This is a genomic window from Terriglobus roseus DSM 18391 (assembly GCF_000265425.1).
Lineage (GTDB): Bacteria > Acidobacteriota > Terriglobia > Terriglobales > Acidobacteriaceae > Terriglobus > Terriglobus roseus.
The window spans coordinates 3,965,564-3,981,900 of sequence record NC_018014.1 but is presented as its reverse complement, the minus strand read 5'-3'; the positions used below and the strand labels follow the sequence as shown (position 1 = coordinate 3,981,900).

General features: G+C 59.7%; 14 protein-coding genes. 6 read left to right on the top strand and 8 right to left on the bottom strand.

The window, feature by feature from the left end:
- Window positions 1-19: 19 nt before the first annotated feature.
- The 3 genes from TERRO_RS16270 to TERRO_RS16260 form a co-directional block, all read right to left on the bottom strand.
- Window positions 20-1,033: a threonine ammonia-lyase gene (locus TERRO_RS16270; protein ID WP_014786790.1), complete on the bottom strand. Its 1,014-nt coding sequence runs from the start codon at window positions 1,031-1,033 to the stop codon at window positions 20-22.
- Between the two features lie 79 nt (window positions 1,034-1,112).
- Window positions 1,113-2,057 (bottom strand): metallophosphoesterase family protein, encoded by a 945-nt coding sequence (locus TERRO_RS16265; protein WP_014786789.1) that lies wholly within the window; start codon window positions 2,055-2,057, stop codon window positions 1,113-1,115.
- A 28-nt stretch (window positions 2,058-2,085) separates the two neighbouring features.
- The gene (locus TERRO_RS16260) at window positions 2,086-5,460 is read right to left on the bottom strand and encodes a TonB-dependent receptor (RefSeq protein WP_157178411.1); all 3,375 of its coding nucleotides are present in this window, start codon (window positions 5,458-5,460) and stop codon (window positions 2,086-2,088) included.
- 41 nt (window positions 5,461-5,501) lie between these two features.
- Here TERRO_RS16260 and TERRO_RS23280 point away from each other — a divergent pair, with 41 nt between their 5' ends.
- Window positions 5,502-5,750 (top strand): hypothetical protein, encoded by a 249-nt coding sequence (locus tag TERRO_RS23280; protein WP_157178410.1) that lies wholly within the window; start codon window positions 5,502-5,504, stop codon window positions 5,748-5,750.
- A gap of 231 nt (window positions 5,751-5,981) precedes the next feature.
- On the opposite strand, the gene TERRO_RS16255 is transcribed toward TERRO_RS23280, so the two are convergent.
- Together TERRO_RS16255 and TERRO_RS23275 are read right to left on the bottom strand one after the other, a co-directional pair.
- Entirely contained in the window at window positions 5,982-7,061 is a 1,080-nt protein-coding gene (locus tag TERRO_RS16255) for a methyltransferase (RefSeq protein WP_014786787.1), read from the bottom strand.
- 487 nt (window positions 7,062-7,548) lie between these two features.
- Window positions 7,549-7,716: a hypothetical protein gene (locus TERRO_RS23275; protein ID WP_014786786.1), complete on the bottom strand. Its 168-nt coding sequence runs from the start codon at window positions 7,714-7,716 to the stop codon at window positions 7,549-7,551.
- 84 nt (window positions 7,717-7,800) lie between these two features.
- Here TERRO_RS23275 and TERRO_RS16250 point away from each other — a divergent pair, with 84 nt between their 5' ends.
- Complete coding sequence (locus TERRO_RS16250; RefSeq protein ID WP_041592670.1) at window positions 7,801-8,724, top strand: AraC family transcriptional regulator; 924 nt, start codon at window positions 7,801-7,803, stop codon at window positions 8,722-8,724.
- A gap of 12 nt (window positions 8,725-8,736) precedes the next feature.
- Here TERRO_RS16250 and TERRO_RS16245 read toward each other — a convergent pair whose 3' ends face one another.
- The gene (locus TERRO_RS16245) at window positions 8,737-9,168 is read right to left on the bottom strand and encodes a thioredoxin domain-containing protein (RefSeq protein WP_014786784.1); all 432 of its coding nucleotides are present in this window, start codon (window positions 9,166-9,168) and stop codon (window positions 8,737-8,739) included.
- 216 nt (window positions 9,169-9,384) lie between these two features.
- Between TERRO_RS16245 and TERRO_RS16240 the strand changes: the two genes are divergently transcribed.
- Window positions 9,385-10,167 (top strand): DUF305 domain-containing protein, encoded by a 783-nt coding sequence (locus TERRO_RS16240; protein WP_014786783.1) that lies wholly within the window; start codon window positions 9,385-9,387, stop codon window positions 10,165-10,167.
- On the top strand, window positions 10,164-12,194 hold the full coding sequence (locus TERRO_RS16235; protein ID WP_014786782.1) for an LVIVD repeat-containing protein: 2,031 nt from the start codon (window positions 10,164-10,166) through the stop codon (window positions 12,192-12,194). The genes TERRO_RS16240 and TERRO_RS16235 overlap by 4 nt, the downstream gene beginning before the upstream one ends.
- A gap of 120 nt (window positions 12,195-12,314) precedes the next feature.
- Here the strand turns inward: TERRO_RS16235 and TERRO_RS16230 are convergent, their stop codons facing one another.
- Window positions 12,315-13,094, bottom strand: a complete 780-nt coding sequence (locus tag TERRO_RS16230; RefSeq protein WP_014786781.1) for a hypothetical protein — start codon at window positions 13,092-13,094, stop codon at window positions 12,315-12,317.
- Between the two features lie 280 nt (window positions 13,095-13,374).
- On the opposite strand from TERRO_RS16230, the gene TERRO_RS16225 reads away from it, so the two are divergent.
- Together TERRO_RS16225 and TERRO_RS16220 are read left to right on the top strand one after the other, a co-directional pair.
- The gene (locus tag TERRO_RS16225) at window positions 13,375-14,301 is read left to right on the top strand and encodes a cyclase family protein (protein WP_014786780.1); all 927 of its coding nucleotides are present in this window, start codon (window positions 13,375-13,377) and stop codon (window positions 14,299-14,301) included.
- A gap of 212 nt (window positions 14,302-14,513) precedes the next feature.
- Window positions 14,514-15,086, top strand: a complete 573-nt coding sequence (locus TERRO_RS16220; RefSeq protein ID WP_014786779.1) for a GerW family sporulation protein — start codon at window positions 14,514-14,516, stop codon at window positions 15,084-15,086.
- A gap of 116 nt (window positions 15,087-15,202) precedes the next feature.
- Here TERRO_RS16220 and TERRO_RS16215 read toward each other — a convergent pair whose 3' ends face one another.
- A complete protein-coding gene (locus tag TERRO_RS16215; protein ID WP_014786778.1) occupies window positions 15,203-16,162 on the bottom strand; it encodes an antibiotic biosynthesis monooxygenase in 960 nt (319 codons plus the stop codon).
- Window positions 16,163-16,337 lie beyond the last annotated feature (175 nt).

Here is a 16,337-nt window from a genome sequence, read left to right as displayed (position 1 = left end):
ACGGAATCGTTCGCCGGTCTCACGCTTTGGCGGCGATGAGTTCCTGGTGGAGGCCCGGGTCGATGTTGCCGCCGCTGACGACGGCGACGATCTTGCTGGCCGGCGGGAGCTTGGCGGCGTGGAAGAGGGCGACGGCAAGGGTGACGGCGCCGCTGGGTTCGGGGACGATGTCGGTTGCGAGGAGGAGGACGCGGGTGGCCTGGAGGATCTCTTCTTCGGTGACGGTCACGATGCCGTCGACGAACTCGAGGATGTGGGCGAAGTTGCGTTCGCCGAGGCTTTGGGTGCGGAGGCCGTCGGCGATGGTGCGGGTGGTCTGCGCGCCTTGCCATTCGACGAGGGTTTTGGTGCGGAAGCTCTCGTGGGCGTCGGCGGCGAGCTCGGGTTCGCAGCCCCAGACCTGGGCTTTGGAGCCGGCGAGTTTGACGGCGGTGGCGACGCCGCTGAGGAGTCCTCCGCCGCTGACAGGGGAGAGGACGAGGTCGGCGTCGGGGGCTTGCTCGGTGATTTCGAGGCCGCAGGTGGCCTGGCCGGCGATGATGAAGGTGTCGTCGTAGGGCGGGACCATGATGTAGCCGTGCTGGGCGACGAGCTCTTCGGCCTTCTGCTTGCGTTCGAGTGAGGCGGGGCCGACGAGGACGACTTCGCCACCGAGCGCGATGGTGGCTTCGCGCTTGATGAGGGGCGCGGACTCGGGCATGACGATGACGGCTTTGGCACCAAGGGCGCGGGCGGCGAAGGCGACGCCCTGGGCGTGGTTGCCGCTGGAGTAGGTGATGACGCCGCGCTGGAGCTCTTCGGGTGTGAGCGAGGCGATCTTGTTGTAGGCGCCGCGGAGTTTGAAGCTGCCGATCGGCTGCTCGTTTTCGGCCTTGAGCCAGATCTCGGCGGTGGTGGGGATGTGGAAGCCGGCGGCGATCATGCGCTGCGTGTCGAGCTTGTAGAGGCCGGTGACGATGGCGGTGCCCGCGATGCGGTCGCGCGCGGACTGGATGTCGTCGAGGGTGATGAGAGCTTCGGTCACGTTCGGCATGAGGCTATTGTCTCGCACGTGAGAAACAGGAAGGCCCACGAATCTCGTGGGCCTTTTGCGGCTGTGCCGGAATGGGTGTTTAGGTGGCGCGGTAGGGCTTGCTGTAGTGGGTGGACCACTGGACGAGGTCGGCGTTGAGGAAGCGCCAGTTGCCGTGCCGCTTGTCGACTTCGAGGAGCATGTAGGCGTTTGGGTCGTAGCGGGTGGCGGCCATGATGTAGTGCTGCGGGCCGTAGGTGTGGGCGAAGTCGATCCACTTGTGGATGTGACCGGAGACGACGAGCTGGATGGTGTCGGCGTAGCGGCGGAGCAGGGGCTGCAGGCCGTAGTCGCGGAACTCAGTGGCTTGTGTCTGCATGAGCGGGTAGTGGATGAAGATGAAGGTCGGCTTGCGTTCGGCGAGCTGCGCTTCGAGCCAGTGGAGCTGGGGTTCGCCGAGGGAGCCGAGGCTCGGGTAGAAGTCTGATGCCTTGTTGTCCTGGGTGCTGCCTAAGAAGTTATTCAGGTGAATGAACTTGCAGCCCTTGTAGTCGAGGACGGTGTAGGGATCGGTGTTGAACTTTGCCTTGAAGAGGCGGTGACTCATGTCGCGCGGGACGCGGCGGACGTCGTAGTCGTGGTTCCCGAAGCCGAGGTGGACGGGCGCCTTGAACTTGTCGGTGATGGCCTTGGCGTGGTCGAGGCGGGTGGTGTTTTTGAAGTAGAAGTCGTAGTCGGTCGATGGGTAGTTGTGGAAGTAGTCGCCGATGAGGAAGACCTGCTCGATGGCGGGGCTGAGGCTGTTGATGACGTCGCGTGCGGACTCGAGACGCGGCGTGGTGACAAGGATGCTTTCGTTGTCCTCCACGCCGTTCTCGCTGCCTTTGACGTAGTAATCGTCGATGATGTGGCAATCGGCGACGAGTGCGATGTAGAACTTGTCGGGCGAGGCGGTCGCCCGGACCTGCTCAGCCCAGAGTTTCCGGGTGAGCAGGCTGCCGAGCGACGCGGTTGCGATGCCTGTGAATTGACGTCTGTTGAGCACTGCAATGACCTCGCCTTCGAAGGGTTATTTAGAAGATCAGCTTCGCTGCGAGCTGAAGCTGACGTGCCGGGTATGCGCTGGTGATCTGACCGAAGCTGCTGCCACCCACGGTGCTGTTCGCAGCGCCGTAGTTGACCTTGTTGAGGACGTTGAAGGCTTCGGCGCGGAAGTCGAACTTCGACTGCTCGCTCCAGAGTGAGAAAGCCTTATGCAGACCGAGGTCGGCCTGGAAGAAGGCATTCGAACGGCCCATGTTACGCGACGCCGTGCCCCACGGTGCATTCGAACCGGTGATGCTGGTGTCTGTGGGCAGGACGAAGGCAGAAGGATTGAAGACGTTGTTTACCGTCTGAGCCGTCTTGACGCGGTTGGTACCGTAGAGCGGCTGACCGCTGACACGGTAAGGACGATAAGTTACCAGGTCGGTGGTATACAACGGATTCGAGTTTGAGAGCGAGTAGTTGAAGTTGATCGGAGCTCCACTGGTCATGTTGTTGATCAGTGTCAGCTGCCATCCACCCAGAATTTCATTCACGAAGTTGTTGCTACCGGCTCCGAACTTACGGCCATGACCGTAGGGCAGGTCATAGACGATAGCCAGGGTGTCCGAGAGCGGCTGATCATAGCCAGATGGGCCGTAGTCCGCGCTGGGGTTCAGATAGTTCACGCGGCTGTTGTCGCCGTTGGCCGTTTCCAGATGGCCACCGGAGATATCGAAGTTACGGCTCCAGGTGAACGAGTTCAGGAGGTAAAGACCAAGCTTGGTACGCTTCTCCACCTTGAACTGCAGCGAGTTGTAGTTGGTGGATCCACCGCCGTACGCGATTTCGATAGAACCGAAACCCTGGACGGGGCGGCGCGTCAACAGGTTGGGGCAGCCGGATGTAACCGATGCGTTGCGGGTGCAGGTGGCGCTGAGCGTTGCAGGATTGGCCTGGTTGTAGTCGGCAAGAACCTGGAGGTGCGTTCCCTTGCTACCCACGTAGCTCAGGTCCACGAGCCAGCCGTCGCCAAGCTGCTGTTGCATGCCCAGGAAGTAGCTCTGCAGGTATCCAGTCTTGAAATCCTTCGGGATATAGCGCGAGGTTACGTTCGAGGCGTTGAAGTACGCAGGTGAGGTGAGTACATTGCTGTACCCCTGCTGCGTTTGACGGAAGCAGGTCGATTGCAGCTGTGTGTCGTTCGTGCAGAGTGCTGCTGCCGTAGGCGTGACCTGCGAGATGTTGGCGTTGACGACGTTTGGACCGTTGTACGTGAGGTTGTTTTCGCCACCGGCACGGTTCCACTGTGTGTAACCGATACCGTAGCCGCCACGCATGACCGTCTTCGGCGACATCTGGTAGGCAAAGCCAAGGCGCGGGCCTACGTTGTTCTTCGGCGTATTTACGAGTGCCTTGTTGTAGGTGCTGCCGTTGCTGGCCTGGACCAGCGTTTTGGTCGCGGGATCGAAGTTAGCCAGCTTGTTATCGCGCTCCCACTGCGGGGTCACGATTTCATACCGCAGACCCGCATTCACCGTGAGGGATGGCGTCAGCTTGATGTCGTCCTGCACGTACATGAAGTTGTAGCGCTGGCGCAGGTTCACGATGGCATAGGTGGTCAGCGCATACGAGGAGCGGTTGCCGAAGAGGAAATCCGCCATGTTGCGAGCCTGCTGCAACTGCGCTGACAGCGCCGGTGCTCCAGACGCAACGGTAGTGTTCGCAGGGTTGCCATTCGCCGAGTAGGTGCCGGCGTAGTTGTCCTGTCCGTAGCTTGGGTTGAAGTCGTTCAGTTCCGTGTGAATCTCCTGGAACTCATAGCCCAGCTTGATGCTGTGCTTTCCCTTCAGGATGGTGTAGTTCACCTTCGGGTTGAAGACCATGGGGTTCTGGAACTGCGGGTTCGAAGACTGCGCACCGAACTGCGAGTAGCCAGTTACGGATTGAGCATTGAGAGAACGCACGATCCGGGGATCGGTCGGCAGTCCGTTGGTGATACCGCTCTGCGTCAGGATGGAAGCCTGACCGACGTTGACCGGGAATTTCTGGCCGACGTTGCGTGACCAGCCGAAGCGGACGTCCAGCAACTGCGTGGGGGTGACAGCCCAGGTGACGCCGCCCGCGATGTTCTTGTTGCGGATGGTTACGTTGCCGTTGCTGTTGCCACCGGCGAGGCCGGTGATGCTTGGCGGGTCAAAGATGTAACCGCGGTGCTGGCTGTATCGCGCGAAGATGGAGAGCTTCTGATTGAAGGTGTGATCGAGGCGGAAGTCACCCTTGTCGTCATTGATGATGCCGCGGGGCGCGATGACAAAGTTGTTCGACAGGCCTGCAACGTTGGGTGTGGGCAGCGCCGATACGACGTTCCGTGCGAAGGTCGTCCACTGCGCCTGCGGGATGCTGCCGAGGAAGGTCCGTCCGGTGATGGGATCCCGCAGCGGAATTGCATTCGCGGGATTCGAGGTGTCGTCGTTGAGGTAGAACAGACCGTTCCGCTGATTGGGCGTCAGGATCGTCGACGTTGAGGACGCGTTGTTGAAGATCTGGCGTACCGCTTCGTAGTCGCCAAACGCGAAGGTGTGGTCCTTCCAGATGGGGCCGCCGATGGTTCCACCGAACTGGTTCCGGATGAACTTGGGCTTGGTCTGGCCGGGTGCCAGGAAGGGACCGGTCGCATTGAACATGGTGTTGCGGACATAGTCCCATGCGCGGCCGTGGAACTGGTTGGTGCCGCGGCGAACTGCGGCGTTGATGACGGCGCCTACGTTGCGGCCGAATTCGGCGGAGTAGTTGTTGGTCTCAACACGGAACTCGTCGATCGCGTCGGGCGAGGGCGGAATGTTCTCGTTCGCAAAGCCCTGGTTCGAGGTGCCGTAGTTGTTATTGTCGAGACCGTCCAACATGAAGTTGTTGAAGGCGGAACGAAGGCCGTTGACGTTGAACGAGCCTTCACGGCTGCTGGTGGTGCCGTTGTTCTGAAGTGCGGACTTACGCACACCGGTGGAGAGCAGCGTGAGATCGGCGTAGGAGCGGCCGTTGAGCGGCAGGTTCTCAACTTCGCGGGTGCCGATGAGCTGGCTGTGCGAGCTGTTCTCGGTTTCGAGGAGCGAGGCTGCGCTGGTAACGGTAACGGTTTCGTTTGCCGATCCGTTCTTCAAGCCAAGGTCGACACGCTGACGCGCGTTGACCGAGAGCGAGAAGACGCCGCTGTCGGACTTGGAGAAGCCGCCTGCTTCGGCAGTGATCCGGTAGTCGCCGATGCGGATGCTGGAGAACTCGAACTTGCCCTCTTTGTCAGAGGTAAGCTGCTGGGTCACGCCCGTCTCTACGTTGGTCAACGTGACGGTTGCGCTCGGGATCGATGCGCCCGCTGCGTCACGGACGTATCCGAGGACTGAGCCGGAATCGAACTGAGCACGCATGCTCAGCGGACTTAACGACAGAACAAAGGGAATTGCGAGTAATGCTGGGTGGCGTCTCACTGGGTTTCTCCAAAAGTGCAGTAGGGCTGAGTGCTATCCCGGCGCACGACGCGGCAGTGGTTCGCAGCGGCAATGTCTTTCTTTTGTCCGGGTTCTTTCATGATGACGGTGCTGCGGTAAAGAAGAAAGACTTCATTAGCTTAGTCAGCGCTTACTTTTTGCGGCCAAGCATTCATTTTCAACAACTTACGGGAGTGGCCAGCTTGCAGGCTTCACCGAATATTCACTGAAACAGGAGTGGGAACGGTGGGTTCCCGAGCAACTCCAGGCCACTTGAGCCAGAGATGTAAGTCGAGCTAAGCGATTCGCGACGGATGCGAACGCGCCGTGACAGCGGCATTGTTCTACCTGAAGCCGAGAAGCTCGCGCAAGAAGAAGATCAGATTTTGGGGACGGGGAAGCCGCTTTGCCAGCATGCCTTTGCCGTGGGGAGGCCGCCGGACAGCGGCCTCCCCACCGGGTCAGGCCGGGAGAGCTTCCAGAAGGGAAATGGGGCTGGCGGTTGGAATGATGTGGTTCAGGCGGAAGCCACCGGCTGCGAGCAGGTCGCGAAACTCCTCTTCGGTACGCTCCTTACCGCCGACGAAGACCATCATTTCAATGTCAAGCAGTTTGCCCGGGTGAGGTGTTGCGCCCTCTTCGACGACGCACTCCGCCAGGATCAGCCGGCCGTTTGAGGGGATGACCTGACGGATGTTGCTAAGGATCCGGATGGCGCTGGAGTCCTCCCAGTCGTGGATGATGTGCTTCATGAAGTACGCGTCGCCACCGGCGGGGACGGAGGCGAAGAAGTTGCATTCGACGGCCTGGCAGCGGTCGCTGAGTTCGTCGGATGCGATGGCGAGACGCGTGTCCGAGACAACCGTGGGCATCTCTGCGACGATGCCCTGCATTGCGGGATAGGACTTGAGGATGGTGCGGAGAATGGCTCCGTGACCACCGCCGACGTCGACCATGTTTCTGATGGAGGAAAAGTCGTAGGCTTCCAGAATTGCAGGGAGGCACATGTTGCTGATGCCGGTCATGGCGTTGTTGAAGAGGGAGGCTTCCTTCTGGTTTTCAGGCTGGCTGAACCATTGAAAGGCGGGCTCACCGTAGATGTGATCGAAGGTGATGGTGCCGGAGACAACGCTGGTTGTCAGATGACTGTAGGCCTGCAGGTGCAGCGGATCGGTAAGCCACTCCATGGTGTCGGCGAGGGAGCCCTCTGCGTCTGAGCGCAGCAACATGCCGGCCGGGGTGAGGGTGTAGACGTAGGGTTCGGTTTGCTGGACGATCCCGTTCATCTCCATGACGCGGAGGATGCGGTAGAGGTGACCTTCGTGGGCGCCCGCCTGTTCGGCAAGGATGCTGAGGTGTGTGGGCCCTGAGCCCATACGATCTGGCAGTGCCAGCTTTACGAAGACCTGAAGGCAGGCCGAGACGATGTAACCGAGTCCGGCCTGAAGCAGAAGCTGTTGGGGATTGGGAGCCGTTGCAGTGCCAGCATCCTGGACCTGAGGGATGGAAGACGGCGCTTGCAGGGTTTGTACTTGCGACATGGATGACCTCTCGACTTCTTGCGATATGCGCACCTGTGGGCATGGCTCCGCCAGAGAGCTGTCGCCGGACAGATCGCGATGTTTGCGTCGTGGGGATGTAAGGACCGGAAACGTGCCGGCTCAAGCGACAAGCCGCGGGCTAGGAGAGGAAAAGTTGTTCCTGGCAACCCGGCACCAGGGACGACCCTGGCCCTTTCTACTGCTTTGGGTAGCTACGTCAGCAGACGCGCGCGCGTTCCCTTGGCTTGGTTCTAAGTTTAGAAATTATTTCGGACGCGCGACCGCCTGCCGGAAATATATAAGTCCGACTACGGTGCGTCCAGAATTAATTGAGTAAGTCCGGCTGATTTTCTGGCAGGCTCGCTTATAAGTCAGACTTCAGACACTGAGCGGGGCAACGCTGCGTCCGGGGGCGGATGCTGCTGGTGTCTTACTAAGTAGTTCTTGTTTTGCAGGATGATACTTTGCTGCGGATTGCGGGTGCTTGTTAGAAGCGGCTTAGTACGAAGAGGAATATGGCAACGATGCTGAGGAGGATGATGGCCAGCGTTGCGGAGATGTACCAGGCTGCGCGGCGTTCCTGACCTTTGCCGGGGCGGGTGATGCCGACGCTCCAGATGAAGCTCTCGCTGATCATATCGGTTAGGCTTCTCATGATGTGGTGTCTCCTGTACCTGTCCCCATTGGAACGGTTGGGAGACTGGGCCGATATGCAAATGCTGCGAAAAACGATCTGTGGATGGCGATGAAACGGCAGGACGAAGCTGGTCCTTCGGGCCGTGTCACGGTTTTGCGCGGTACGCGTCTGGTGCCGTTGCTGGACGGTTCGCAGGATGGGATGGCGCGGCGGCGGCAGCCCTGGAAGGGTGTCGTGCTGGAGCGGCACATGGTTCGGCCGGGGGAGATCCCAGAGCATGAACATCCGACGCTGTGCCTGCATCTGCAGCTTACGGGCGGGGCGGATTTTGAGTGGTGGCAGGATGGCAAGAATGCCGTCGAGCGCACGGAGCCGGGGTCGCTGATTGTGATTCCACCGGGGACTCGGGACCGGTTACGGTGGCAGGGGTCTTCCGAGCGGCTGATTCTTTCGATTGAGAGTGAGGGGCTGGCGGAGATCGCGGGGCAGCTTGGAACGCGGGATGTTCCGGAGATCCGCGGGACATGGTCAGGGCAGGATGCCGGATTACGGTTGCTGCTGGCGGAGATGGGCAGGGAGGCGGGGGAGAGCTGGCCGCTGGGTGCCTTGTATGCGGACCTGCTTGCGCTGGGGCTGCAGAGCAATTTGCTGCGCAACCACGCGACGCAGCCGATGGCTCTGCCGGGGCCGAAGGGTGGGATGAGCCTGGCGCGGCTGAGGCGGGCGATGGAGTACATGTCGGCGCATCTGGCGGAGGATATTGGGCTGGAGGCGATTGCTGCCGCGATGGGTGTGAGCGCTTCGCACTTTGCGCATGAGTTCCGGAGTTCGACCGGGGCTACGCCTTACCAGTATTTGCTGCAGCAGCGGCTGGAACGGGCGAAGAGTCTGCTGCGAACGACGCGTCTGCCGGTGCAGAATGTGGGAGCGCTTACGGGATTTCCATATGCTGCGAACTTTGTGCGGGCGTTTCGACAGCGGTTCGGGGTTACGCCTGAGGTCTGGCGTAGGGAGTTTGGGTTATGAGGTCCGACCGATTCAACGGGCGGCGCGGAGCCATTCGTTCATGGTGGTGTGGTTGACTACGCCGGCCTGCTGGCGCGTGAGTTTGCCGCCGGAGAAGATGGCGAAGTTGGGGATGCCCTGGACGTTGTAGCGGGCGGCGAGCTGTGGGTGGGCTTCGGTGTCGACCTTGAGTACGAGGGCGCGGCCGGCCATCTCTGCGGCGGTCTTTGCGACTTCGGGAGCGGCCATGCGGCAGGGTCCACACCAGCTTGCCCAGAAGTCGACGAGGACGGGGACGGTGGAGTTCTGGATGGTCTCGTCGAAGAGTGCGATGTCTGCGGCGATCGGTTCGGCCTGCGGCGGGAGGTCGTGCTTGCAGGCGCCGCAGCGGCCCGTGTCGGCGAGGTGTTTGGCGGGGATGCGGTTCCTGGTTTGGCAGTTCGGGCAGGTACGGATGACGGGCATGGTTGCTCCTGTGCTCTTTCCCTTGTTTGATGTGCGAGCGGAACGCGAAGCTTCTGAGCTCTTACGAAACAGAGGTTGCTCTGATGTCCTGATCTGGGCGTTCGATCTTTCGTCGAGTTGATGGTCATTTCACATAACTGTTGCTGAACACGCGGTTGTACCGGATACTGAATCACCGCTTTCATCTGTCAGGCCCGCATCTTCACGGAGATTGTCATGGCTTCACGGTTTTTCCGTTTGTGTCTCGCAGCGCTCTGTCTTAGTGCGTCTTCTGCGTTTGCGCAGCAGGCGCCGGTGATTGTGCAGCCGGGCGCTCCGGGACAGCCAAGCAAGACGCTGACCGAGGTGACGGCAGTTTCGGTGGCGCGACCTCTTTCGGAGGCGGATATCCGCTTTATGCAGGACATGATCATGCATCATGGCCAGGCGGTTGAGATGACGGCGCTGTTGAAGACTCGCACCAGCAACCCGGAGTTGCAGGAGCTGGGGCGGAAGATCGATGTCTCGCAGAGTGACGAGATCCGCTGGATGAAGCAGTGGCTGGCCGAGCGTGGGATTGCGCCGGAGACGCTGGAGTCCATGCCGGGGATGGACCATACGCAGATGAGTGGCATGGATCACGGCAGCATGGCCGGTATGGATCACTCCGCCATGGATCACGCGCATATGGACCACTCGCAGATGGCTGGTATGGCGACGGCACCGAAAGCGGCGGAGGCGGCGAAGTCTGATCCGATGGATGTGGCGATGATGCCGGGGATGCTGACACCACGGCAGATGGCGACGCTGCGGCGGTCGAACGGAGAGGCATTCGACAGGTTATTTCTTACCGGGATGATTCAGCACCACAGCGGTGCGTTGCTGATGGTGAAGCAGCTTTTTGACAGTCCGGGTGCGGGTCAGGACCCACAGCTTTTCGACTTTGCGAATGACGTTGATAACACGCAGCTTGCAGAGATCGACATCATGAAGGGCATTCTCCGAAAGGTAAATCCATGAACCGGTTTGATCGTCTTTCTCTCCTTCGCGTCTCCGCTGCGGCTGCTGCAGTGCTCGCGAGCCTTTCGTCCCAAGCGCAGATGGATCACGACAAACCGCCGGCGATCACACCGACTTCCAGCGTGTATGTGAACCCGCGGGCGGTGAGTGATCCTCGCATTGGTTTAAAGGCCGGTCTTTACGATGCGGGTGTTGCGGCGAAGGGGCTGGAGATGTTGACGACGATCGCCAAGCCAGCGGGCTTTGCGCCGGACGAGTCGAAGGTTGCGGCGTGGGAGGCGGCTCCTGCACCGACGCCGCCGAAGCCGGGTCAACCGCGCGTGGCGCCTGCACCGGCACCTTATGGCACGACGAACTCGGACCTGGCTTTTCAAGGGAAGTATGTTTTTGTGGGGAATTACTACGGCGTCAACACCTATGACGCGAGCGATCCGGCGAAGACGAAGCTGGTAACGAGCATGGTGTGTCCTGGCGGACAGGGTGACGTGTCGGTGTACGGCCACCTGATGTTTATGAGCGTAGAGGCTGCGAACGGCCGCGTGGATTGTGGTGTGCAGGGCTTTGCGTCGATGGAGGCCGCGGCCGCTGCTGCTGTGGCGGCTGCCGCGGCAGCACCTCCGCCACCTGCTGCGCCTGTTGAGGGTGCTCCGCCTGCAGGACGACCGGCTCCTCCGCCAGCTCCGGCGGAAAAGGACCGCGTGCGCGGCATCCGAATCTTCGACATCAGTGATGTGACGAAGCCTCGCCAGATTGTGGATGTACAAACCTGCCGTGGATCGCACACGCATACGCTGCTGGTTGATCCGAAGGATAAGGACAACATTTACGTGTACATCTCCGGTTCGGCCGGTGTGCGCGACGAGAAGGAACTGTCTGGCTGCAGTGGCGCGGACCCGACGGTGAATCCGGATACGGCGCTGTTCACCATCGTGGTGATCAAGGTGCCGTTGGCGCATCCTGAGATGGCTAAGATTGTGAGCAGTCCTCGCATCTTTACCGATCCAACGACGGGCGATATGAACGGCCTGTGGAAGGGCGGCAAGCATGGCGAGGGTACGCAGACGACGAGCGCAACGCGTGGCTGCCATGACATCACGGTCTACTCCGCGTATCACCTGGCGGCGGGTGCGTGCTCGGGCAATGGCATCCTGCTGGACATCAGCGATCCGGTGAATCCGAAGCGGCTGGATGCCGTGAGCGATCCAAACTATGCCTTCTGGCATTCGGCCAACTTCAGCAACGACGGCAAGGCCATTCTGTTCAGTGACGAGTGGGGCGGAGGCGGTCAACCGCGCTGCCGTGCGACGGACCCGATGAACTGGGGGGCGGATGCCATTTTTAAGCTGGACGCGAACAACAAGATGACGCTGCAGTCGTATTACAAGATGCCGGCGGCGCAGACAGACCAGGAGAATTGCGTGGCCCACAACGGGTCCGAGATTCCGGTTCCGGGCCGGGCACTGCATGTGCAGAGCTGGTATCAGGGTGGCATCTCGATTGTGGACTGGACAGATCCTGCGCATCCGATGGAGATCGGCTATTACGATCGTGGGCCGATCAACGGGAAGAAGTTTGCCATGGGCGGCCAGTGGTCGACGTACTGGTATAACGGCTTCATCTACGGGTCTGAGATTTCGCGCGGCCTGGATGTGATGAAGCTGTTGCCGACCGAGTTCCTTACTCAGAACGAGATCGATGCAGCCAACCAGATCACGTTTACGGAACTGAATGTGCAGAACCAGCCGCAGATTGTGTGGCCTGCAACGTTCATCACGGCGAAGGCTTACCTGGATCAACTGGGCCGTGGCGAGAGTCTGCCTGCGGCAAAGATTGCGGCCCTGCGCAGCGCAATCGAGAAGGCCGGTACATCGAAGAAGGACGCGGCCAAACTGAAGTCCGTCGCTCCGCAGTTGGAGAAGGCGGCTATGACGGCGAAGACACCGGCTGATGCGAAGCGTCTGCATGGGCTGGCGGAGATCATGGCGAAGGGCGGCGATGCCGCTCCTATGTCAATGGCCGGACTCTAAACGAAGCAACGTTGAAAGGCCGTCGCTCCTGATGGGGCGACGGCCTTCTTATTGCCGAGAGAAGATGGTCTGGACCGGACGATTCACGACGCCGGGTCTCAGTGCAATGTGGTGGTGGATTTATTGCTGCGTGTCTGCGATTGGAAGTAGCACCAGTGGCGTGCCTGCCCGGAGTTCGATGTTGTTCGACGTTGATACGAGTACCGATCGGTCCGCAGGACTTGGACTCAGACTTATGCCGGGAACGGTGGAGCCGACGCTTGCCATCGCGCCGATGTGATCGCCGGGAAGGTTTATCTGAGGGCCGTTTCTGCCGTCGATCTGAGAACCGTTTGTCTGGCCTGGCAAGCCGCGTGTGACACGGGTGCCCCCGGTCCCACCCGTTGTGGCCCCGGTGCTCCTTTGGTTGGAAGGATCCACGTTGATGCCTGTCGAGCGAGCGCCTGGGAACGGCGAAGCAGAGCTTGCGCCGATCTCCGAATCGTTTTCAATTTCGATGGGAGGCGGCGCTGCAGCAAGACCGGCGATGCCCATGTGGACGGCTCTGAACTGCCCACCGGAGACCTGGACCTGATCAAAGACCATGGCGAGGCGCGACTCGATCGAGCCTTTACCGAGCTTTGATACTTGCGTGAAGTGTCCGGTCATGACCGCGCCCGGAGCGATACGGGTACCGCCTGCGAGAGTGAGGCCGGAGTAGGTACGCACCTTTACCGGGTCGCCAATCTTTACGCGTCTTGCATCCACGTCCTGCATCAGTATGGCGCTCAGTGGCTGGTTCGATTGCTGCGTCTTAGCCTGTGCGACCGTGGCATCTGCGCTGGCGGGCGGGTGAGTTGTCTGGCCGGGTAATAGCACCGGCAGAAGTACCAGAGCCAATGTTGCTACGGATCGCGTCATTCGAGTTCTCCTACAAAGCTTCGCTGCGTGTTCATGGTCCCGCATCTGGATCGAAACTACGGTTTCGTACTTGGACTTGGCACTACACATCGCCAGGACGCACCGCATTTGCGGCCTCTTATGGTCCCACAGTTCGGCTTCGAAGGCGATCCAAGTAGACAAGTGGAGGTTTTCCAGCAGCGCATTCGAAGGGACTGGTTTCTCTCTGCTGTTGATGATTCGTGTTTCGCGGTGCTGCACATCTAGACTGCGGATAGAGTCCTGTTTGTAGAGGAGAACGATGATTCTCAAGCACTCAAAGGACAAGCGAGCGGTTTTCGATTTTGAGGTCGACTTTCTGAATGGCGGCGGTCTGCAAGGGCAAGGCTTCCGACTCGACATCGATGGCGAAGAGATTGCCGATTGTGATCTCAGCGATGCGGTGGTGCGCGATCTGCGCCTGTTGATGGTGGACGGAGTCCGCATTCTGAATAAACAAATTATCGAAGAGCGACACAAGCGTTGCGTGGCCGGCAGCAGCGCAGACGTGAATCGTTTGTCAGTGCCGACCTATGTGGATCTGAGTCACACCGTGCATGAGGGGCTGGTCACGTTGAAGGGATTTCCGGCTCCGGTGATCTGTGACTTTCTGAGTCGTGAGGACTCGCGCAAATACTATGACGCAGACACCAGCTTCCAGATTGGGCGGATCGATATGGTCGCGAATACCGGCACTTATCTGGACAGCCCCTTCCATCGCTTCGAATACGGGAAGGACCTATCGGAGTTGGAGCTGGCTTCGCTGGTGGGACTGGACGCGGTTGTAGCGCGGGTAACGGAGCGAGAGGGCCGTGCCGTGGGCCGAGAGGTATTCCTGCCGCTGGAGGTGCGCGGTAAGGCGGTGCTGGTGGAAACCGGATGGTCGCGCCATTGGGCCACTGAGCAGTACTTTGAGGGTCACAGCTTTCTCACGCGTGAAGCGGCAGAATATCTGCGCGATGCGGGTGCGGTGTTGGTAGGGATCGATTCGTACAACATCGACGATACGAGCGATGGGGCGCGGCCCGTCCACACGATTCTGCTGGGTGCGGGAATTCCGATCGTGGAACATATGTGTCGTATTGAGGAGTTGCCAACGAGTGGCTTTCGCTTTACGGCGGTGCCGGTGAAGGTGAAGGGAATGGGAACATTTCCAGTACGAGCCTTCGCGACGTTGGGAGCGCCGTAGCTAAGGGACGTGTTCTTGAGAGCTCAGTGGGACTACGTCAGCGATTATTGCTAGGGCGATGGTCTGATTCCAGCTACGATGGTGCAACTCGACAGGCTCGACTTGTCGCGCGCACGAATGATCGACCGGTAGTTGTTGTGACATTTTTTCCTGCTGCCTTTTCTCAGCTTCCTATTCCAAGTAATCACGCTGCACTCTGACGGAGAGAAATAATGGATGTACCAAAGATTTTGAAGACGATTGGCGAACAGATCAGCACATTCGCAAGCGGGAAGCTGGCATTTGCCGAGCCTATCTCCGTAGCGGATCGAACCATCATTCCAGTGGCCTGGGTGCGATACGACTTCGGTGCAGGGGGTAGCACGCCCGGTGCTTATCGCCGCGTGGCCAAGCAAGAGGGCGGTGGCGGAGGCGGCGGCCAGGTATCTGTCATACCCGCGGGGATGATCGAAATCACGCCGACATCGACTCGCTTCATTCCGATACCGGATGCAACGAAAGCTTTCGCTTTGGTCACATCGAGCGCCGCCGAATCAGGGATGGACAACGGCAGCGCGTCGAATGGTCAGAACGATTCCTCTGGCGGAGGAAAGGCGCCGACCAAGCGGCAACTTGCTGCTTATAAGTCAGGCAACAAGAAAGCCGCAGGAAAGAGTGCAGCAAAGAAGACCGCTTCAGTGAAGACCGCTCGGTCTTCGTCACGGAAGGCTGTTGCCGTGAAGGCGTCGCCGAAGAAGGCAGGCTCCTCAGCCGCCCCTAAGAAGAGCGCCGTAAAGGGTCGTTAGAAGGGGAGTCGCTCCGGAGCTGTCTTCATCGCTCCGGAGCGACACACCGTTTTAAGCACACAAGAGATTTCAGCGGTCTTCCGAAGACCTGCGAGTCTTCATGCCTTCCGCATTCGTTACAGGTGGGAAAAAACAAAGAGCAAGAGCGCGTAGAGAGAGAGAACAACCCCAAGTCCAATCAAGGTGGTCTTTTTGTCCGTCGACCTTAGCCACCAGCTGAAACGATTGCTGGTCCACGGTACGAGCTTATTCATGAGCAGAATGCCGACTGAGTTACCTGCAAAGAGAGCAAGGTAGAAGGGCCAGTGCAGGCGCTTCATGAGTAGCGGTTGCTGAACAAACCATCCAAACAGGAAGACTTCCGGGTAGAGCATCAGAAGTACGATCATGTTCTGCTTCCAAACGGGCACGGGCGCAGCACCACTGTTTGGGAACCACTGTTCGAAGCCGCTTTGTACGACACGGGTAGCGAAGCGGTCAGTGAATGCTTCCGCTTCTTTGAGCAGGTTGAGTCGCTCCGGGGAGTTCAGCCAGTTGTCCAGATTCTGTTGGGAATCGAAACGAATGATTGAAAGCCAATCCTCCTGGACACCCTCGATCGGGGGCTGGAGCCTGTATCCCCGAAAGCCGGGAGCCTGCGACTGTGCGGCTGCGATCTTCAGTTCCCAACTGCGGTACTGGCCTTCCTGTCCCGGCAGCAGACGCGTCGAGATGACGAGGGAAGCGGCCGCTGGAAGGACGCCGGATGCGCCGTCGTTGACGATGTGAACGTCATCGCTACCAGCGAGAATGGGTTGCAGTTTGTCGAGCAGCTTGAGGCGTACCGGCGAACGCAGCCATCCTGTGCCGGCATCAAGTGACGAGAAGCGGAGCAGGGTTACCCAGTCGAATTGCGCGGGCGGGTTTGGGGGGATGATTTTCTGCTCGACGAAGCCAGGCCATTTCGAGACCTCTGCGCCGATTTCGTCCTGCCAGCTTCTGAAGGCTTCCTCTTGCCCATCGATCGGTCGAGTCTGCGTGACGATCGTGATGGGATCCTGATGTGTGATACCGGCTTGCGTTTTTACGTCCGACACTTGCGCATTCTCCCTCGAATCAGAAAAAGACCAGCGGGGGTGTTGCGACCAGAATGCGCATGGCTGGTCATCTTCTTTCCCTTGCTGAGCGATTCAGCATATCTTATCGATCTGTCGCGCTCGTGCAACAAAATTATGGGGGCGCCGGCACTCGTCTTTGGTGGCCCGACCTCCC